Source organism: Acidisoma sp., from assembly GCF_035492295.1.
In the GTDB taxonomy this organism is placed as follows: Bacteria; Pseudomonadota; Alphaproteobacteria; order Acetobacterales; family Acetobacteraceae; genus Acidisoma.
Map to the genome: position 1 here is coordinate 15535 of NZ_DATJJK010000197.1, position 18874 is coordinate 34408.

General features: G+C 65.4%; 18 protein-coding genes. 4 read left to right on the plus strand and 14 right to left on the minus strand.

Annotated elements, in window-relative coordinates; translation table 11 throughout:
• Positions 1–5 precede the first annotated feature (5 nt).
• The 6 genes from VL752_RS14855 to VL752_RS14880 are packed head-to-tail and all read right to left on the minus strand — an operon-like array spanning position 6 to position 4447.
• The gene (locus VL752_RS14855; RefSeq protein ID WP_325356620.1) at positions 6–818 is read right to left on the minus strand and encodes a sulfite exporter TauE/SafE family protein; all 813 of its coding nucleotides are present in this window, start codon (positions 816–818) and stop codon (positions 6–8) included.
• A gap of 16 nt (positions 819–834) precedes the next feature.
• On the minus strand, positions 835–2433 hold the full coding sequence (locus VL752_RS14860) for a TIGR01244 family sulfur transferase (RefSeq protein ID WP_325356622.1): 1599 nt from the start codon (positions 2431–2433) through the stop codon (positions 835–837).
• A gap of 20 nt (positions 2434–2453) precedes the next feature.
• Positions 2454–2876, minus strand: coding sequence for a DUF6691 family protein (locus VL752_RS14865; protein ID WP_325356624.1), 423 nt, complete (start codon positions 2874–2876; stop codon positions 2454–2456).
• On the minus strand, positions 2873–3307 hold the full coding sequence (locus tag VL752_RS14870; RefSeq protein ID WP_325356626.1) for a YeeE/YedE family protein: 435 nt from the start codon (positions 3305–3307) through the stop codon (positions 2873–2875). Before VL752_RS14870 ends, VL752_RS14865 begins: the two co-directional genes overlap by 4 nt.
• Positions 3304–3798: an ArsR/SmtB family transcription factor gene (locus tag VL752_RS14875; protein WP_325356628.1), complete on the minus strand. Its 495-nt coding sequence runs from the start codon at positions 3796–3798 to the stop codon at positions 3304–3306. The genes VL752_RS14870 and VL752_RS14875 overlap by 4 nt, the downstream gene beginning before the upstream one ends.
• Positions 3791–4447: a peroxiredoxin gene (locus VL752_RS14880; RefSeq protein WP_325356630.1), complete on the minus strand. Its 657-nt coding sequence runs from the start codon at positions 4445–4447 to the stop codon at positions 3791–3793. Before VL752_RS14880 ends, VL752_RS14875 begins: the two co-directional genes overlap by 8 nt.
• A gap of 119 nt (positions 4448–4566) precedes the next feature.
• On the opposite strand from VL752_RS14880, the gene VL752_RS14885 reads away from it, so the two are divergent.
• From VL752_RS14885 to VL752_RS14900, 4 genes are all read left to right on the plus strand, one after another.
• Entirely contained in the window at positions 4567–5514 is a 948-nt protein-coding gene (locus VL752_RS14885; protein WP_325356632.1) for an MBL fold metallo-hydrolase, read from the plus strand.
• A 71-nt stretch (positions 5515–5585) separates the two neighbouring features.
• Positions 5586–7190, plus strand: coding sequence for an FGGY-family carbohydrate kinase (locus tag VL752_RS14890; protein ID WP_325356634.1), 1605 nt, complete (start codon positions 5586–5588; stop codon positions 7188–7190).
• A 91-nt stretch (positions 7191–7281) separates the two neighbouring features.
• Positions 7282–8727, plus strand: coding sequence for an aminotransferase (locus VL752_RS14895; protein ID WP_325356636.1), 1446 nt, complete (start codon positions 7282–7284; stop codon positions 8725–8727).
• 16 nt (positions 8728–8743) lie between these two features.
• The gene (locus tag VL752_RS14900) at positions 8744–10363 is read left to right on the plus strand and encodes an amidohydrolase (protein WP_325356638.1); all 1620 of its coding nucleotides are present in this window, start codon (positions 8744–8746) and stop codon (positions 10361–10363) included.
• A gap of 144 nt (positions 10364–10507) precedes the next feature.
• Here VL752_RS14900 and VL752_RS14905 read toward each other — a convergent pair whose 3' ends face one another.
• The 8 genes from VL752_RS14905 to lhgO form a co-directional block, all read right to left on the minus strand.
• A complete protein-coding gene (locus tag VL752_RS14905) occupies positions 10508–11521 on the minus strand; it encodes a homocysteine S-methyltransferase family protein (protein WP_325356640.1) in 1014 nt (337 codons plus the stop codon).
• A gap of 121 nt (positions 11522–11642) precedes the next feature.
• The gene (locus VL752_RS14910; protein ID WP_325356642.1) at positions 11643–12596 is read right to left on the minus strand and encodes an SIS domain-containing protein; all 954 of its coding nucleotides are present in this window, start codon (positions 12594–12596) and stop codon (positions 11643–11645) included.
• Between the two features lie 40 nt (positions 12597–12636).
• On the minus strand, positions 12637–13503 hold the full coding sequence (locus VL752_RS14915) for a carbohydrate ABC transporter permease (protein ID WP_325356644.1): 867 nt from the start codon (positions 13501–13503) through the stop codon (positions 12637–12639).
• Entirely contained in the window at positions 13500–14408 is a 909-nt protein-coding gene (locus VL752_RS14920; RefSeq protein WP_325356646.1) for a carbohydrate ABC transporter permease, read from the minus strand. Before VL752_RS14920 ends, VL752_RS14915 begins: the two co-directional genes overlap by 4 nt.
• 34 nt (positions 14409–14442) lie before the next feature.
• Complete coding sequence (locus VL752_RS14925) at positions 14443–15705, minus strand: ABC transporter substrate-binding protein (protein WP_325356648.1); 1263 nt, start codon at positions 15703–15705, stop codon at positions 14443–14445.
• Between the two features lie 18 nt (positions 15706–15723).
• The gene (locus tag VL752_RS14930) at positions 15724–16674 is read right to left on the minus strand and encodes an N-acetylglucosamine kinase (protein ID WP_325356649.1); all 951 of its coding nucleotides are present in this window, start codon (positions 16672–16674) and stop codon (positions 15724–15726) included.
• Positions 16671–17510, minus strand: a complete 840-nt coding sequence (locus VL752_RS14935; RefSeq protein ID WP_325356650.1) for a DeoR/GlpR family DNA-binding transcription regulator — start codon at positions 17508–17510, stop codon at positions 16671–16673. Before VL752_RS14935 ends, VL752_RS14930 begins: the two co-directional genes overlap by 4 nt.
• Positions 17511–17592: 82 nt before the next feature.
• On the minus strand, positions 17593–18783 hold the full coding sequence (gene lhgO / locus VL752_RS14940) for an L-2-hydroxyglutarate oxidase (protein ID WP_325356651.1): 1191 nt from the start codon (positions 18781–18783) through the stop codon (positions 17593–17595).
• Positions 18784–18874: the final 91 nt, after the last annotated feature.

The window sequence follows — 18874 nt, forward strand, 5'->3', positions numbered from 1 at the left end:
CGTCCTCAGAGATGCACGACCGCCGCGTTGCGGTAGAGCATGTAGGCGGCCACGACGAAGACGAAGCCGGCGAAGACCCGGTTGAGGGCGGATTTGCGGCCGGCAAGGCTCTTCGTCAAAGCCATGCCGAGCATCCCTCCTGCGAAGCCGCCCGCGATATATTCGAGAGCAACAATCCAGTCGACGAGGCCCGACGCCCCGTAACTGATCGCGGTGGTCAGGCCGAAGGCACCGACCGCGAGCAGTGACGAGCCTATGGCACAGATCATCGGCATGCCGGTCGCGAAGAGCAGGCCCGGCACGATGAGAAACCCGCCGCCGATGCCGAAGAATCCTGAGAGGATGCCGACGGCGAGCGCCATGCCGAGCAGCGGCCATTGATTGCGGGAGGCCGGCTGCCAGAGCCGGCAGAGCCGGCCACTGTCGCTCCCCTCCGCACTGCTCGTCGGTCGTTCCTTCCGACGCAGCATGAGGATACCGACCACCACCATCAGGATCGCGAAGAGGAAGATGAGCTGTTTGCCGTCGACCTGCTTGCCGAGCACCGAGCCCAAGGCAGCGCCGAGGACGCCGACGATGGAAAAGAGGATGGCGCATTGCCAGCGCACGATTCCCTGCCGCGCATAGCCGCCAAAGTTGCCGAAGGCATTGGCCGAGACGGCAAGCGCGCCGGTGCCGATGGCGACATGGGGCGGCAATCCCACGACATAGAGAAGCAGCGGCGTCGCCATGATCGAGCCGCCACCGCCGATGAGCCCGAGCGTGAAGCCGACGAGCCCGCCGCAGAGAACGGCAACCACTCCATGAAGCAGATCCATGGTACCCTCGCTTGCCTCAGCCCCGGATCGAGATCGGACGCGGGGCGGCCAGCCACTCGCGCCCCTTCAGCATGCCCTGCCAATAAATCCAGGGCAGCATGCGGTCCTTGAGAAACCAGGCGAGTCGGCTCGGCTTCGTGCCGTCCAGAATGAATTTCGGGAAAGTCGGATGCAATTTGCCGCCATAGCCGAATTCCGCGAGCACGATGCGGCCGCGCTCCACAGTCAATGGGCAGGAGCCGTAGCCGTCATAGACGGCGACGGGCGGTTTGCCGTCGAGTGCGGAAAGAACGTTCAGCGCCACAACGGGTGCCTGCACGCGCGCCGCAGCTGCGGTCTTGGCATTGGAAGTCGAACAACCGTCACCGAGGCCGAAGACATTCGGGTAGCGGGTGTGCCGCAAGGTATCCTGATCAACGTCGACGTAACCGCTCACGCCGGCAAGTGGACTGTTGCGCACGAAATCGGGCGCGGTCTGCGGCGGCACCGCGTGCAGCATGTCAAATTCTTCATGAACATGTGCCATGCTGCCGTCGGTCGCACGGCGTTCGAAGGTCGCGACGCGCGCGGCACCGTCGACCGCGACGAGCCGCGACTGGAAGCGCAGATCGACACCGTAACGCTTGATGTAGTCCATGAGCGCAGGAACGTAGTCGGGCACACCGAAGAGGACGCCGCCAGCATTGTGAAAGGCGACCTTGGTGTTGCTTAGCGTCCCGGCCTGCCGCCACTGATCGCAGGACAGGTACAAGGCCTTCTGCGGCGCGCCGGCACATTTGATGGGCATCGGCGGCTGCGTGAAGAGCGCCCGCCCGCCCCGCCAGTTCCGCACGATCTCCTGTGTGTAGGGAGCGAGATCGAAGCGGTAGTTCGAGGTGACGTTGTTGCGGCCGAGTGCCTCGACAAGCCCGGGAATGGCATCCCAGTCGAGCTTGATGCCGGGGGCGGCCACCAATACGCGATAACGGACAGCATCCCCCCCTTCGAGTACGACCTCATTGGTCTCGGGCGAGAAGCCGGTGGCGGCTTTCCGCAGCCAGGTGACCGAGGGCGGCATGACCTGGGCCATCGGCCGGCGGGTGACTTCGGGCCGGAAGACTCCGGCGCCGACCAACGTCCAGCCCGGCTGATAGAAATGATCCTGAGCTGGTTCGATCACGGCGATGGCAAGCCTCGGGCGGCGCTTCAGAAGGCTCGCGGCCGTCGCAATCCCGGCGCTCCCGCCGCCGACGATGACCACATCGAAGACCTTCGGCTGAGGAGCCTGCGGAGCGAAGGGCGGGGTCACCGCCTGTGCGGATTGCCAGATCATCGCAGAGCGGTTGCCCGAACGGCAGTAGGCGAGCACGGCTCCCTCGGCCGCTGCCAGGGCCTCGGCCATGCGGCGGGCGGCCTCGGGCGTAACGCCGGCAGGGGTGACGGGGATATGGCGGAATTCCATGCCGTGCCGTGCCGCCGCCGCCGCGATCTCGGCCGCCGGAACCTGCCCCGGCTCCTCGCCATCGGGCCGGTTGCAGATCACCATGCGGAAACCCTCGAGCGCCGCCGCGGCAACCTCCGCCTCGGTCAGTTGAGCGGAAATCCAATAACTGTCGTCGATTTTCTTGAAGGCCATATATCCCTACCCCTCCGCCATCATTGCCGGCGGCGCGATTGAACTGTGATCCGGTAAAGCGCCATGCCAGCGAGCATGGCCGCGACGAACAGAAAACTCTTGCCGAGGCCAAGCGTGAGGGAGGCGATGGCAGGGCCGGGACAGAAGCCGGCCAGTCCCCAGCCGATCCCGAAAAGCGCGGCGCCTGTGAGCAGTTTTGCGTCGATGCCCGAGACCGCGGGCCAGCCAAAGTGCTGGGCGAAGACCGGTGTGCGGCATCGCCGCGCCAGCAGGACACCGATCGTCGATACGGCAACGGCGCCGACGAGGACGAAGGCGAGGCTCGGGTCCCAGGCACCGGCGACATCGAGAAAGCCCAGAATCCGCGCCGGGTTCATCATACCCGACAGGGCTAGACCGAGGCCGAAGACGAGCCCGGCGAACAGTCCGGCGAGCGGCCTCACCGGGCGTCTCCGGCCAGAAAATGATGGGTGATGAACACCGTCACGATCGCCGCAGCCATGAACATGCCGACCGCCGCCATCGAGCGCGGCGAGAGGCGGGCGAGACCGCAGACCCCGTGGCCGCTGGTGCAGCCGGAACCAAGCCGCGTGCCGAAGCCGACGAGCAACCCGCCAGCGACCAGCGTGCCGAACCCGGCTGCGATATCGACCTTCGGCAGATGTCCGGCGAAGGCCGCATAGAGCAGCGGACCGAGCAGAAGACCGACGAGGAAGGTGACGTTGGTCACAGTTTCCGCACTCGGCGGACCGAAGAGGCTGCCGATGATGCCGCTGATGCCCGCGATGCGCCCGTTGAGTAGGAGAAAGAGCGCGGCCGCACCGCCGATCAGCAGGCCGCCGCAGAGCGATTGAAAATAGAGGGGCCAGTTCATGCGGCATTCCCGTCTCTGCCAAAGGCTGGCCGTAGGCGTGCGAAAGACGCGACACCGGCCTGGGCGAAGGACGAGGATGTCGCCCCCGCCAGCGCCTGGCTCCGCGCCGGGTCCAGGGCTGGAGCCAAAACTGGGGCCAAAACTGGGGCGAGTGCCGCCGCAGCGGCCTCGACCCCTTCGGGACAGAAGATGCGCTGCAGCGCCGAAAGCAGCAGCGGCACACGGTCGTCAGCCAGGTGATAGATGACCGCTTTGGCCTCGCGCCGCCCCTGGATGACCCTGGCCTCACGCAAGGCCCCCAGCTGCTGGGAAAGACTCGGTTGGCGGATGCCGAGGCGCGCCTCGATCTCGCTGACGGCACACTCGCCCTCGGCCAGCAGGCAGGCGATCATCAGCCGCTGCGGATTGCCGAGCAGCTTGAGCAGATCGGCGACCTCCGTCACGCGGGTGGCGAGATCCGCCGCTGCCGGCCCTCCCGAAGCATCAACCACGGGCTTTCCCCAGACGATAATACCAGGCACCGCCCCCGACCCGCGCATGTGCTTCGGGCAGAGTGAGGGCGGGCGGGTGCAGAATGGGCTCACCCGGACGCCAGCCTTCGGGGGTGAAAACCTCCTGCGCATCGCTCGTCTGGAGCGCGGTCACCAGCCGCAGCAATTCCTCGACGCTTCGGCCGATCGACATCGGATACCAGGTGATGGCGCGGATAATGCCGGCAGGGTCGATGACGAAGGTCGCCCGGACGGTCGCGCTGGTATGGGCGCCGGGATGGAGCATGCCGTAGGCGCGGGCGATGACCATCGATGGGTCTTCGACAATCGGGAAGGGCACGCGCACGCCGAAGCTGCGCTCGATACTGTCGAGCCATGCGATATGGGCAAAGAGGCTGTCGACCGAGAGGCCGAGTAGATCGCAGCCGATCGCCTGAAAGCGATCGTAGTTATTGGCAAAGGCGAGGAATTCGCTTGTGCAGACCGGCGTGAAATCGGCCGGGTGGGCGAAGAAAATCAGCCAACGCCCGCGATAGTCCTCAAGCCCGCGCTCGCCCTGGGTGGTCCGCGCATGAAAATCGGGGGCTGATTCATGCAGTAAGGGCAACGCCTGGCCATCGATCCCCGACCCGTTATCCGCCTGATCCAAGTTTCAGCTCCCCGGCGATACGCGCCTCTTGCGTCATCCAACATCATTATATAATTTACTAAAGTCAATATAGAAAATTCGATAGTGACGAGTACAACGGCATGGACAGGAGAGTTCAGATGTCTGGCGATCAGGAAAACAGGGCTGACACCGCCCTGAGCGGCGCCCAGGCGCTTGCCGCCCAGGCCTTGGGCGCGCCCAAGCCCCGGCCGGAGGTGACGGCGTTCTTCGACGAACCCACTAACACCGCCTCCTACGTCATCCGCGATCCGCGCTCGCCGAGCTGCGCCGTGGTTGATTCGGTACTGGATTTCGATGCTGCCGCCGGCCGCACAGACACTCGCAGCGCGGATGCGATCATCGCCTTCATCCGCAAGGAGGGCCTGGCAATCGAATGGATCCTGGAAACCCATGTCCATGCCGATCACCTTTCCGCCGCGCCCTATATCAAGGAGAGGCTGGGCGGCAGGCTCGGCATCGGCGCCAATATCCGCGTGGTGCAGGATATCTTCGGTAAGGTCTTCAATGCCGGAACGGAGTTCCAGCGCGACGGAAGCCAGTTCGACCATCTCTTCCAGGACGGCGAGCGTTTCACAATCGGCGGCATGGCGGCGGTCGCACTGCACACGCCGGGCCATACGCCGGCCTGCATGACCTATGTGGTTGAGGACGCGGCCTTCGTCGGCGACACCCTTTTCATGCCGGATTTCGGCACCGCACGCGCCGATTTCCCCGGCGGGGACGCCGCCATGCTCTACCGCTCCGCCCGCCGCGTGCTCTCGCTGCCCGAGGAAACGCGGCTTTTCCTCTGCCACGACTACAAGGCGCCGGGGCGGGATACCTATGCCTGGGAAACGACGGTCGCAGCCGAACGCGCCGGCAATGTCCATATGCATGATGGTGTCACCGAAGCCGATTTCGTGGCGATGCGGGAGGCGCGGGACAGGACCCTCTCGATGCCCAAGCTCATCCTGCCATCGGTGCAGGTGAACATGCGGGCCGGCGAGATGCCCCCGCCCGAGAATGACGGCCACCGCTATCTGAAAATTCCAATCAACCGGCTCTGACTGTCCGGCCAAGCGCGCTTCCGCTAGGCTCGCCGGACATCCGCCATAAGCGGGGAGCGGAGGAGGCGCGCATGGGCGACTATTTCATCGGCATCGATATCGGCACGGGCAGCGCGCGCGCCGGCGTTTTCACGGCCCAAGGCCGCATGCTCGCCGCCGCAAGACAGGATATCGCGCTCTTCCTCGAAGCCGGGGACATCGCCGAACAGTCGAGCCATGACATCTGGGCGGCGGCCAGCCGCGCGACCCGCGCGGCCGTGGCCGAAGCGCGCATTGACCCTGCTGAAATCCGCGGTATCGGCTTCGATGCCACATGTTCCCTCGTCCTGGTCGATGCGACGGGAGGCCCCGTCACTGTCAGCGCCACAGGCGATCCGGATCGCAACATCATCGTTTGGATGGACCATCGCGCGACCCGCGAGGCGCGGGAAATCAATGCCACCGCGCATCCGGTCCTGCGCTATGTCGGCGGGCGCATTTCGCCCGAAATGGAGACGCCGAAGCTCCTCTGGCTGAAGCGCCATCTTCCCGAAAGCTACGCGCGGACCGCGCATTTCTTCGACCTCGTGGATTACATGACCTGGCGGGCCACCGGCAGCCTTGCGCGCTCCATTTGCACGGTCACCTGCAAATGGACCTATCTCGGCCACGAGACGCGCTGGGACGAGAGCTATTTTCGGACCGTGGGCCTCGGCGATCTTTCCGAAAATCATTTTGCCCGCATCGGGGCCAAGGTGGTGGAGCCGGGCATGGCGGTGGGCCACGGGTTGACGGAGGCAGCTGCCGCCGATTTCGGCCTGCTGCCCGGAACAGTGGTCTCCGCCGGACTGATTGACGCCCATGCGGGCGGGCTCGGCACCGTGGGTGCTGCCGGGGGTGACGGTTCGATTACGGGTCGCATGGGCTATGTCTTCGGCACCTCAGCCTGCACCATGGCGAGCAGCACGGAGCCGGCCTTCGTGCCGGGCGTATGGGGCCCCTATTATTCGGCCATGGTCCCCGGCCTCTGGCTCAACGAGGGCGGACAATCGGCGGCCGGAGCCGCGATCGACCAGCTGTTGCGTTGCCATCCGGCAGCGCCCGAGGCAGAAGCCCGCGCCCGGGCGGCGGGCCGCTCCCTCGTCGATCTTGTGGCCGAGGAGGCCGAGCGCCTCGCGGCCGAAACCACCCCCGCCGCGCTGATCGGCACGCTCACCGTGGTGCCCGATTTCCTCGGCAACCGCTCCCCCTTCGCCGAACCCGAGGCGCGCGGCGTCATCGCGGGCCTCGGCATGGATCGCTCCCTCGTCTCCCTCGCCGGCCTCTACCTCGCCGGCATTTGCGGCCTCGGCTACGGCATGCGGCAGATCCTGAACGCCATGGAAGCAGAGGGCATCGAGATCGAAACCGTGGTGGTCAGCGGCGGCGCCAGCGGCGCGCCCTTCATCCGGCAGCTCCTCGCCGATAGCGCGGGCGTCGCCATCGCGGGCACGGAAGCGACGGAGCCGGTCCTGCTCGGCGCCGCCATGCTCGGCGCGGTCGCCGCCGGCCGCTACGAGGATCTGCCTACCGCCATGCCCGCCATGTCCCGGCTCGACGCAATCCATCGCCCAGCCGAAGGCGAAACAGCCACATGGCATCGCCACCGCTTTGCGGCCTTTGAGGCACTGCAGCTCGCCTCCCGCAGCGTGGTATAACGCAGAGGCTTGGCGGCCCCCAAAAAAGAGATCACATTTGCCTCGCAACGCTTCATCCTCGGATGAGGCTCCCCCTTTCAAGCGAGCACAGATGACGATTTCCGCCCCCATCGACCGCCTCTCCAATTCTCGCGCGCAGGATTTTGCCATCCCTGAAGCGGAAGCGAAGGCGGCTTGGGAGGCGGACCGCCAGCACCTGCTGCACCCCTGGACCAATTTCGCGACCTTCAAGGAGCGCGGCTCCTTCATCGTCAGCGGCGCGCGCGGCGTGCATGTGTACGACACGGCGGGCCGCCCGTTCCTGGACGGCATGGCCGGCCTCTGGTGCGTCAATCTCGGCTACGGGCGCGAGGATATCGTCGAAGCGATGGCCGAGCAGGCGCGGCGCATGCCCTATTTCACGCCCTTCGTGGATATCGGCTCCCTGCCGGCTGCCGAACTCGCAACGGAGATCGCGCGCGTCGCCCCAGGCGACCTCAACCACGTCTTCTTCACCTGCGGCGGATCGACCGCCAATGATTCCGCCGTCCGGCTGATTCATTTCTACCACGCGCTGCGCGGCAAGAAGGAGAAGCGCCGCATTCTGGTGCAGATGGACAGCTACCATGGCAGCACCTACCTCACCCATTCCATGTCCGGCCGCCATACGGCGCGCAGCCCGCTGCTCAATTTCGAAACCGAGATGGTGCAGACCCTGCGCTCCCCCAATACCTATCGCCGGCCCGATGGGATGGACGAGGCTGGCTTCCTGGATCTGCTCATCAGCGAGATGGAAGCGCGCATCGCCGAACTTGGCGCCGATACCATCGCCGCCTTCTTCGCCGAGCCGCTGATGGGCGCGGGCGGCGTGCTGGTGCCCCCCAAGGGCTACCACGCCCGCGTGCAGGCGGTGTGCCGGAAGAACGACATCCTCTATGTCTCGGACGAGGTCGTGACCGGCTTCGGACGTCTTGGGCACTTCTATGCCTCGACCGCCGCATTCGGCATCGAGCCCGATATCATCATCTCCGCCAAGGGCATCACCTCGGGCTATCAGCCGCTCGGCGCCGTCATCTATTCCGACCGGATGCAGGCGGTATTCAACGCGGCGCCGGAAGAAGCCTGGTTCACCAACGGCTTCACCTATTCCGGCCATCCCGTAGTCTGCGCCGCCGGCCTCGCGACACTGCGCGCCATGGAAGCCGAGGATATCTGCGGCCATGTGCGGGAGACCGGCCCGAAATTCGAAACGGCGCTGAAGTCGCTCCTTGACATCGACATCGTGGGCGATGTCCGCGGCAGCCACTTCATGATGTGCGTCGAAGCCGTGGCCGATCCTAAGACCAAGGAACTATTCGCGCCCAAGGTGGATGTCGGCCACAGAATCGCGGATCATGCCCATGAGCTCGGCCTCATCGCCCGTTCCATTGGGCACCAGATCGTGCTCTCCCCACCCCTGGTCTTCACCGAAGAGCACATTGCTGAAACCGCCGCGACGCTGCGGGAGGCACTCCTGCGGACGCGCGCGGATCTGAAATCCGAAGGTCTGATGGGCTGAGCGGGGAGCGCGCGACATGGGCTTCGACGGTATCCTGATCAACGCGACGCTGATCGACCCAAGCCGCCCCGAAGGCTGTCGCGGTGCGGACGCCATCGCCATCGAGGGCGGCCGCATCGCGGCGGTGGGGAGCACAGCCGACCTGCTCAACAGCCCCACCGGGCAGACCGAAGTGCTGGACCTCGGCGGCGCCTTTCTCACGCCAGGCCTGGTAGACGGGCATGCCCATCCCGTGGGCGGTACCGACCTGCAGATCGGCGCCGATCTTTCCGGTGTGCAAAGCATGGAGGCGGTGGTCGCCCTCCTTCGCGCCGAGGCCGCACGCACGCCGCCGGGGCAATGGGTCATGGGCTTCAGCCTGGACCCCATCACCTATGCCCAGGTGCCGCATGTGGCAGATGTGATTGAGGAAGCGGTCGGCGGACGCCCCGCCTGCCTTTACATCTTCGATTTTCACGGTGTCGCGGTGAGCCGCACGGCCCTGACCATGGCCGGCGTCACCGGGCCTCGGCAATTCGTCGGTGCTTCGGTCGTGGTCTGCGACGATCACGGCAAGCCCACGGGCGTGCTGCTGGAACCCGAGGCGATCGAACTCGTCCGCCGGCTCATTCCCGTCCGCAGCTTCGCCCAGCGCGCCGCGGCGCTGCGCGCGTCCCTGAACCGCATGGCCAAGGCCGGCCTCACCGGCATCCACGTGATGGATGCGAATAACGAGAGCCTGGATCTGTTCCGGGCTCTGGAGGCGGAAGCACCGCTGCCTTTGCGCCTGCATGCCGCCCCCTGGCTGAACCCGGGCGACACCCAGGCCGATCTCGACCGCGTTCTCGCTTTGCAGGGGCAGCACGGCGCGCATTGGCGCGTCTGTGCCGCGAAATTCTTCATCGATGGCACGATCGATGGCGGCACAGGCTGGCTGCATGCGCCGGACAAATTCGGCGAGGGTCTCGCAGCACTCTGGCCGGATCTCGATTTCTTTCAGCACGCCATTCGCTTTTTCGCGGAGCGAAGGGTTCAGACCATCACCCATGCGATCGGCGACAAGGCGGTACGCTTTGTGCTCGATACATTGCGGGACGTGGCGGAAGACATCCGCCGCGCGGCGCGCCACCGCATCGAGCATATCGAGAGCCTGCCGGACGAGGATATCGCCCGCTTCGCCGCCGAAGGCGTGATTCCCTCCATGCAGCCCTCCCACGCGGTGCGCTATACGCGCGCCGATCATGCGGACAACTGGTCCACCCGCCTTGGGCCCGAACGCGCCAACCGCGCCTGGCGTTGCCGGGACATCACCGATGCCGCAGCGCCCGTGGTGATGGGATCGGACTGGCCGATCGCACCCTTCGATCCGCGCGAAATCCTGGTCTGCGCCCGCTTCCGCCGCTTGGCGGGGCAGAGCACGGCAGAGGCAATCCAGCCGTCCCAAGCGCTGACGGGTCTGGAAGCGCTCGCCGGCCTCACCAATGTCGCGGCCTATGCAGTGCATGAGGAAGCGGTGTCCGGCGCGCTCACCCCCGGCATGCGGGCCGATCTCACCGCCTTCTCGGTCAATCCCCTCACCGCCTCGGCCGAGGATCTGACCGAAGCGCCCTTCCGTCTGACCATGATGGACGGCCGCATTACGCATCAGGCGCTCTGAACGCGTCGCCGCGCTAGGCTAGGTCAGCGCATCCGCGCACGCCGGGCCTTGATCGCGAGCATGCGGAGCGCCTGGGCGAGGAAGCGGCGCCCGCGCTCGGTTCCCGCGATTCTCTTTGAACCGACGAGACCCTTGGCCTTGTTGTCAGACCGTTTTGGCCTTGGGTGCGGCAACGGCCTCGCTCTTCAGCCGCTGCGACAGGGCATGGATGTGATGGACGCCGATGCCGCAGCATCCACCGACGATGGAAGCACCGGCCGCGACCCAGCGATCGGCCCAATCGCCATAGCTGCTGCTGTCCAGATCCTTTCGGATCTCGGCCAAGGTCTCATTGGCCTTTTTATCGTCATGCGCCTCGAAGGCATTGGCATAGACGCCGATCGGCGTTTTCGCACCCGTATCGGTGAAGATCTTGGCGGCCACGCGCACGGCGGGTTCCATCACCTCAGGCGCACTGCAATTGAACAGCAGCGCGGCGATACCGGCCTCGGCCGCCCATGCCGCCGCCTCCGCTACCGTCTCACCGGAGCGAAGCGCAGGCGCGCGGGTCGCTGCACCGGGCTCGTCCTCCAGCGTGAAGGAGATCCAGACCGGACGACCATCCCCGGCCACGGCTTCGAGCACGGCGCGGGCCTCAGCAATGCTGGAGAGTGTCTCTCCGAGCCACAGGTCGACCGCTGGGCGCAGCCCGGTGACGAGTACGGAAAGATAGCCCTGCACGCGGCCCGGATCGAAGAGATCCGGACGGTAGGAGCCGAAGATCGGCGGCAGCGAGCCGGCGACGCGGACATGGCGGCGGGGCTCGGCGCGGTCGGTCTCGGCGCGGCGGGGCTCGGCGCGGTCGGTCTCGGCGCGGCCGGTCTCGGCGCGGCCGGCCTCGGCAGCATTCACCGCATCTGCCGCGCTGCGGGCGGTTTCCCCCGCGAGTTTCGCGAGGCCAGGCCCTTCGATGCGGAAACGCTCTTCCCCGATATGGAAAGGCACCAGCGCGTAGCTGTTGGTGGTAATGACATCGGCACCAGCGGCGGCGAATTCCCGGTGCAGTTGCTCGACCAGCGCCGGCGTCTCGATCAGGGCCAGCGCCGACCATTCCGGCTGGCGGAAGGGGGCGCCGATGCGCTGCAACTCCCTGCTCATGCCGCCGTCTAAAATAATCATCTTCGTCAATCCTCGCGAACAGCAGGCCTACGGCGTGATCGGCCAGGCAGATCACGTCCCCGTCATCCTGGCCGAGGATGTAGAGGCCGCGGAGTAGTGCGGCCTCTACTGCCCGCCGCTGTCAGCCTAGCACGACGACCTTCGAAAGCCCGCGCGGGCTCAGCGAGTCGAGACCCTTGAGCTGCGCCTCGCGCTCCCCCAGCACCTGCAGCGCCGGCAGGCAGATGAGGCCGCGCGCGGCGTCCAGGCCGCCGACCTCGAAGGAGACCGTGCCAGGACCACCAAGTCCCAGCACCCGCGCGCCCTTCGCCATCAGCTCCGCGGCAAGCTTCGCATCGTCCTCATGCCCCTCCGGGGTATAGAGGAGGATCGCGGCCGTCCGCTCATCGGCGAGGGTGATGGGACCGTGCCGGTAATCGGCCGTGGGATAAGCCTGGGTGTAGCTCAGGCTCATTTCCTGCAGTTTCAGCGCGCCCTCCTGGGCGATGCCCTGGAGTGGGCCTGTGCCAAGGAAGACGAAATGCGACCGCCCTTCGAGCAGTCCGTTCGCCGCCTTGTCGACAAGCTTGAGCAGCACTTCCGCCGCGGCAATCTCGGCCGCGCCGATCGTGACCCCGGCAAGGCGCAGGCCCATGAGCAGCATGAGGCTGGCGGAAGCCGTCATCACGATGCCCTCATCGGCATGCGTCGGCGCATAGAGCACAGTGTCGGCGAATTTCGTGATGGCACTGCCCTCGGCACAGGTGAGCGCCGTCACCTTGTGGCCGGCCTTCTGGCTTCCCTCCGCCGCACGCACCGTCTCGGTCGATTCCCCGCTGCGCGACAGCACGATGACATGGGCGCGGCGGCCGGCGGCGAGATAGTATTCCGGGCGGTGCCACCATTCGCCGCCAGTGACCGCGATGGCCTGTTGGCCGTGGGCGTTGGTGGCGGCTGCCAGGGCCTGGGCGATGTAGAAGGACGTGCCGCAGCCCACGAAGACGTGGAGTGCGGCGGCATCGGCGAGCGGCGCGGGGTTCGGTGCGGTAGCCCAGAAGGCGAACTGCTCGAAAATGCCGCGTTCGGTTGCGTTCATGATTTTTCCTGTAGAATCGGTGACTGTTATATCTCTTCGCTTATTTTCCCGACCCGGCGGTGAGGCCACTGATCAGGTAGCGATTGAGAAAGACGACGAGAAGCAGGGGCGGAATGATCGCGAGGACGCCGGCCGCGTTCATCAGCCCGTAATCGATGTAGTTCTTGCTCACGAATTCCGGGATCAGCACCGTCAATGGCTTGGTAGCCAAGGTCGGCGAGAAGACGAGCGGAATCAGGAACTGGCCCCAAGCGGTGAGGAAAGTAAGGATTGCGGCGGCGATCAGCCCGGGGGCCGCCATCGGCATGACAATCCGCAACAGCGTGTGCAGCCGACCGGCGCCATCGATCCAGGCTGCTTCCTCAAGCGAGATCGGCAGGCCGCGATAGACGCTGCGCATGAGCCAGAGGGCGAGCGGCAGGAAAGCCGAGACATAGACCAGGGTGACACCGAGATAGGTATCCACCCAGTGGACGCTTACCATCATGCGGTAGAGCGGGATCATCACGGTATAGGCGGGGATCGCCAGGGTTGCGACGACAAGGCCGAAGATCGTATCTCGGCCCGGGAAGCGCAGCCGTGCGAAAGCGTAGCCGCCGAGAGCCGCTGCGAAGACCGTGACGATGGTGGCCGCCCCCGAAGTCACCATACTGTTCAGCAGCGCGCGGCTGAACTGGGGCCAGACGGACTGCGTCACAGTGCCTCGAAAGGCGCTGACCGCGCCCAGCAGGTTGGCATAGTGTTGCAAGGTGAAGACCGGCGGCAGCACGCTGAACTTCGCGGCTGTGAGATCGACCGGCCGGGTGAGGCTGGAGCGGAGCGCCCAGAGGATGGGCAGCAGACTCCAGGCCAGCAGAATCAGGGTGCCGACGCGGATGGCCCAGCGCTGGAGGGGTTTTTGCGTCATTCCGACACCGTCTCCCCCGGGATGCGCAACACATAGATGAGAGAGACCGCCAGCGAGGCGAACATCACCAGCACGGAGAGCGCCATGCCATAGGAGAAATGCAGGTCCTGGAAGGCGGACATATAGACCTGAATGAGAAGGGTGCGCGTATCGCCGCTGCTGCCGTTCAGGATCCAGGCTTCGTCGAAAAGATTGAAGGCCAGAACGGTCGATTGCGTCATGGCAATGGCGAGGCTGGGGGCCACCAGCGGCAGGGTGATCCACCCGAAGCGGCTGAATGCACCCGCGCCATCCATGCGCGCAGCCTCATAAAGTTCCTGCGGAACGGATTGCAGACCGGCGAGAACGATCACCGCCGTAATCGGCAGCATGCGCCAGATATGTACAAGAGCTATGAGAAAGAGTGCGGTCCAGCGATCGTTGAACCAGACGTGGTTATGGCTGATCAGCCCAAGCATATGCAGCACGCCGTTCAGCACGCCGTAACTCGGATTGTAGATCCAGAGCCAGATGATGGAGTTGACGACGGGCGGCAGCGCCCACGGCAGAATGACGGCGGCGAGCATCCATTTGCGCGCTGGCCCCATTGCATTGAGAAGAAGCGCCGCGGCAATGCCGCCGAGCGTCTCCACCACCACCGCCACCACCACATAGGTGAGCGTATTGATCGTCGCCGCACGCACGTCGGAATCGGAGAAGAGATTGAGATAGTTCCGGAGCCCGACGAAGGGCGTGCCGAAGCGCATCGGATCGACCCGATGCAGACTGTCCCAGAAAGTCAGAATCAGCGGCCAGAAGACAAGGCTGCCCATCAGGATGATGATGGGCAGCGCCAGGAGAAGGCCGAGCCCGGCATCCTTGCCGCCAATTTGGGCGCGGCGCCGGGTAAGAGTAAGCGCTGTCACGACCGCTCCTTCCGCCTCGTGTCTCGAAGGATCGTTATTGAGACTGCGCCTTCTTGGCCTGGGCCGCGATCTGTGCGATCGCCTGGGCGACCGTCAGCTGCCCCTTCGCCGCCTGGTTGATGGCGGAGGAGACACCCGCACTGAACTGCGGATACCATTCCGGCGTGCCCTGGGCGAAGAGCGGCTCGACCGTCGGGATCTGCTTGAGCAGCACATCGCCGCTCGGCAGTTTGCCCTCCTTGCTGAGGTCCGAAAGTGCCGCGGTGCTGGTCGGCAGATCGCCCAGCGCCTTATAGGCCTCGATCTGCACCGCAGGCTGCATCCACCAGTCGATGAAGGCGAGGGCTGCGCCCTTGTGCTTGGCATTGGCGGGAATGCCGAGCGCCTCCGGCAGGCCGAAGCTGCGGCTATGGCCCGTCGCACTCGGCATGAGCGCCGCGACGACATGCCCCGCGACCTTGGACTTCGAGGGATCGTTATAGACGGTGAGATTGCCCGCCCAACCGGCAAGATCGATCGCCGCCTGCCCACCTGAAAGGAAGGCCTGCACCTGGACATCCGTAAGCCCGGTGGAAGCCGGGTCGATCAGTCCCGCCTTCGCCGCTTTCACGATCCAATCAAGCGCCTTGTAGCCGGCGGAATCGGGCGTGGTGAATTCGGGCTTCATGGAAGCGTCGAAGAGATCGCCACCGAAGGCCTTGGTGAGCAGGTACCAGGCGGTGGAGGTACCCTCATTAGCCGAGAGCGGCAGGGCGATCGGATAGGTGACGCCAGACTTCTTGAGCGCCACGGCATCCGCCCAAAGCTCATCCATCGTCGTCGGCATCTGGGTGATGCCCGCCTTGTCGAACATCGCCTTGTTCACGATGAGAACGCGGAAATCATTGTTATACGGCATGGCGATGAGCTTGCCGTCGATCGTGAAGATCTTGTCCGACGCGATGTCCTGCACCACGGGCGCAGGCACCTTGCCCTGCAGCGGCTCAAACCAGCCGGCGGCGCCGAACTGCCCGACCCAGGACCAGTCAACCTCGCTCACGTCGGCGGGCGGATTGTTGGCAATCATCGCGGTCAGGATTTTGGCGTGGATCTGGTCCCAGCCCTGGGTCTGCATGTCGACCGTAATGCCTGTCTTGGCCTTGAAGGCGTCCGTCATCGCTTTGGGCAGCGTGCCCCAGGGCGGCAGCAGAACAGTGATCGTTTGCCCCGCATAGGGCTGATCGCCTGCTGCATGTGCCGCAGGCACGGCAAAGGAACAGAGGACAGAGAAGGCGAGCAGCGTGGCACGGAGTTTCATCGGTCCAACCTTCACGGTTCAGGATTGAGGGAAAAGTTCGCTTCGCAGTCGGTCTACCCAGGCGGCATCCACCGCCCATCCGGCATTGGTCGCTGCCCGCCACAGCGCGCCGCCGATCGGCGGCAAGGCAGGGTCCACTGGCATCGTCTCAAGCAGCCGGGCGAGGTGGGCTGCCAATATCCGGCTCTGCATGACGCTGCCGACGCAACTCCAGACACCCATGGGAAGGCTGGGCAGACGGTTCCAGGCGGCGCGCACATGCATGGCGAGATGGGCTGACGCCTGGGCCAGAATTGCCTTGGCTGTCGCATTGCCGGCGTTGGCGAACCGGTCCACGACCTCTGCCAGCGCCGCTACCTTCACCCTCGGATCAGAACCGTTGTGGTACCAGTCGGCCAGTGCCTCGGCGCAGCCGTCCTCGGGCAGACAGAGATGCTCCACCATCGCCGCGGCGAAATCCATGTCCTGCGCTCGCCCATCGAGGCAGTGAGACAGCATCGCGACGGCCTGCTGGCCGATCCAGAAGGCGCTGCCTTCATCACCGTATCCATGCCCCCAGCCGCCGACACGGATGTGCCGCCCCGCCGCATTGCAGGCCCAGACCATGGAGCCGGTGCCTGCCAGCAGCAGCACACCCGGGCGGCCGACGAAAGCACCTTCATAAGCGGTATGCACGTCATTGAGCACGCAATGTGGGTGCAGTGCGAAGTCTGCGGCAACTTCCCTCTGCTGGGCTGCGACCGCTGGGATCTCGCCATAGCTTGGCATGCCGAAACTGGCATAAGCGACGCGCGGACTGAAAGCCTTCGCCTCCTGCATCAGATGCGCCAGACGCCGCGGCCAATCCGAGGTTTCGATCGGACCGATCCCCGGCCCCACGCGATGCAGCACAAGACGACCCTCCCGGTCGGCCAGCGCGAGTTCCGTCTTGGTGCCGCCGCCATCGATGCCCAGAACAAGATCGGTCATTCGCGGAACTCGCTCGGCTCGATGAAGCGTGTCTTCGTCCGCGGCAAGTGGCCCAGGCGGTCGCGCCAGGCGGGGGGAGCCGCGACGTCGGTCACGATCAGGTCGAGATCGGAGAGGGGGGCGACCCGAAAGGTCGTGTGCAGGCCAAGCTTGCTCGCATCCGCGATCAGCACACGGTAGGCCGCCCGCCGCAGCATCAGCGCGTTGAGGCTCGCCTCGCGATCATCCTTGCTGTAGATCGCGCCGTCCTCGGCAATAGCCCCGGCGCCGAGGAAGAGCTGATCGCACCAGATGCCGTCGAGCATCGCTTCCGCCTGAGGGCCCACCATGGACATGTTTTCGGCACGAAGATCACCGCCGACCAGAACCACCCGTACCGCTTCCACGGTCGCGAGTTCCTGCGCAACCATAAGGCCGTTCGTGATCACGGTCAGGGCGATGGGTTGCACGCGCAGCCGCCGCGCGAGCTGTGCCATGGTGGTTCCGGCATCGAAAAGCACCGTCTGGCCTGGCCGCAACAGCCCGTATGCGGCCTCGGCGATGGCCCGCTTCGCCTCGATATGGCGCTGTTCTCGCAGATCGAAGGCGACTTCGGAGCCGATCGCCTGCATCAGCCGCGCGCCGCCATGGACTCGCTCGATGGCCCCATCCTCCTCAAGCAGCTTGAGGTCGCGCCGGATCGTCGGTTCAGAGGCACCGGTTGCGACCGCCAGTTCCTGAATGGTCTGGGAGCCGGCTTGGTAGAGCTGTCGGCGGATAGCGGCCAAGCGGTCTAGCTGCACGAGATTGCCCAATGATTGATCGTCACGATCATCCTGACGACTCAGTGTGATCATTGTCAATCAGATTTTTGATCTTATTTGATCATGCAGCCTCGAAATGATGCAGTGCACAAGACCAGGTCGGATGGTAGGCGCTCTATCCCTGCAAAGCGCGTCCGAGCACCATCTCGGCGATTGGGATGGCCGAGGTCGCGGCCGGGGATGGCGCGTTGCAGACATGGAGCATCCGCGCGCTCTGCAGGAAGAGGAAGTCGTGCACCAGCGTGCCGTCCTCCATCACCGCCTGGGCGCGGATGCCGGCCTCGTAGGGCAGCAGGTCAGCCAGATCCAGGCCGGGGCAATATTTTTGGCACTCGGCGAGGTAGAGGGATTTCGAGAGGCTGCGCCGCATCTCACCCAGTCCCGAGCGCAGATGCTGCCGCATCACCCGCCAGAAGCCGGGGAAGCGCAGATAGGTCAGCATGTCGGCTGCCGAGACTGAAAACCTGGCGTAACCCTCCCGCGACATGCCGAGAACCGCATTCGGCCCGACGGTCAGCGCGCCACCGATCAAAGGCGTCAGATGGATACCGAGGAAGGGCAGCGCCGGATCAGGCACCGGGTAGATCAGGTGCCGCACGATGCCGCTCTTTTCCGGCCGCACCAGATAATATTCGCCACGGAAGGGGATGATCTGATGCCGGATCGGCAGACCCGCGAGCCGCGCCAGTCGGTCCGATTGCAGGCCGGCACAGGCGATAAGCCGCTCTGCCTCCCAGACACGCGTGCCCGCACCGATTGTGACGGACTCCGGACCTTCCACGATCCGGTCCACGGTCACGCCCTGCACGATAGTGCCGCCTGCGGCCGCAATCTCCTCCGCCATGGCCGCGCAGACGGCGCGGTAATCGACGATGCCGCTGGTGGGCACGAAGATCGCGCCGATGCCCCGCACATTGGGTTCCTTGCGTTGCAGGGCGGCTTGATCGAGGATCTCGATCTCAATCCCGTTCTCCCGCGCATTGGCGGCCAGCAACGCCATCGCCGCTTCTTCCTGTGCGTCGGTCGCGACCACAAGCTTGCCCGGCGTCTCGAAAGGAATGGCGTGCTCGGTGCAGAAAGCCTTCGTCGCTGCCGCGCCGCGCCGACAGAGATCGGCCTTCAGGCTGCCCGGCTTGTAGTAGATACCGGCATGGATCACGCCGCTGTTGTGTCCGGTCTGATGGACGGCGAGGCCCCGCTCCTTCTCGAGCAGAATGAGCCGGCTGCCCGGGTGCTTGCGCAGATAGGCTCTGGCGGTGGCCAAGCCGACGATGCCGCCACCGATGATACAGAGGTCATAAGTCATAGAAGCCCTCGCCAGTGGACCGTTGCGCCCTGATCGCCGAAACTGCCGGAGAAAGTGGCGGGCCTGAAGCCCGCGCTCAGACAAGACGCGC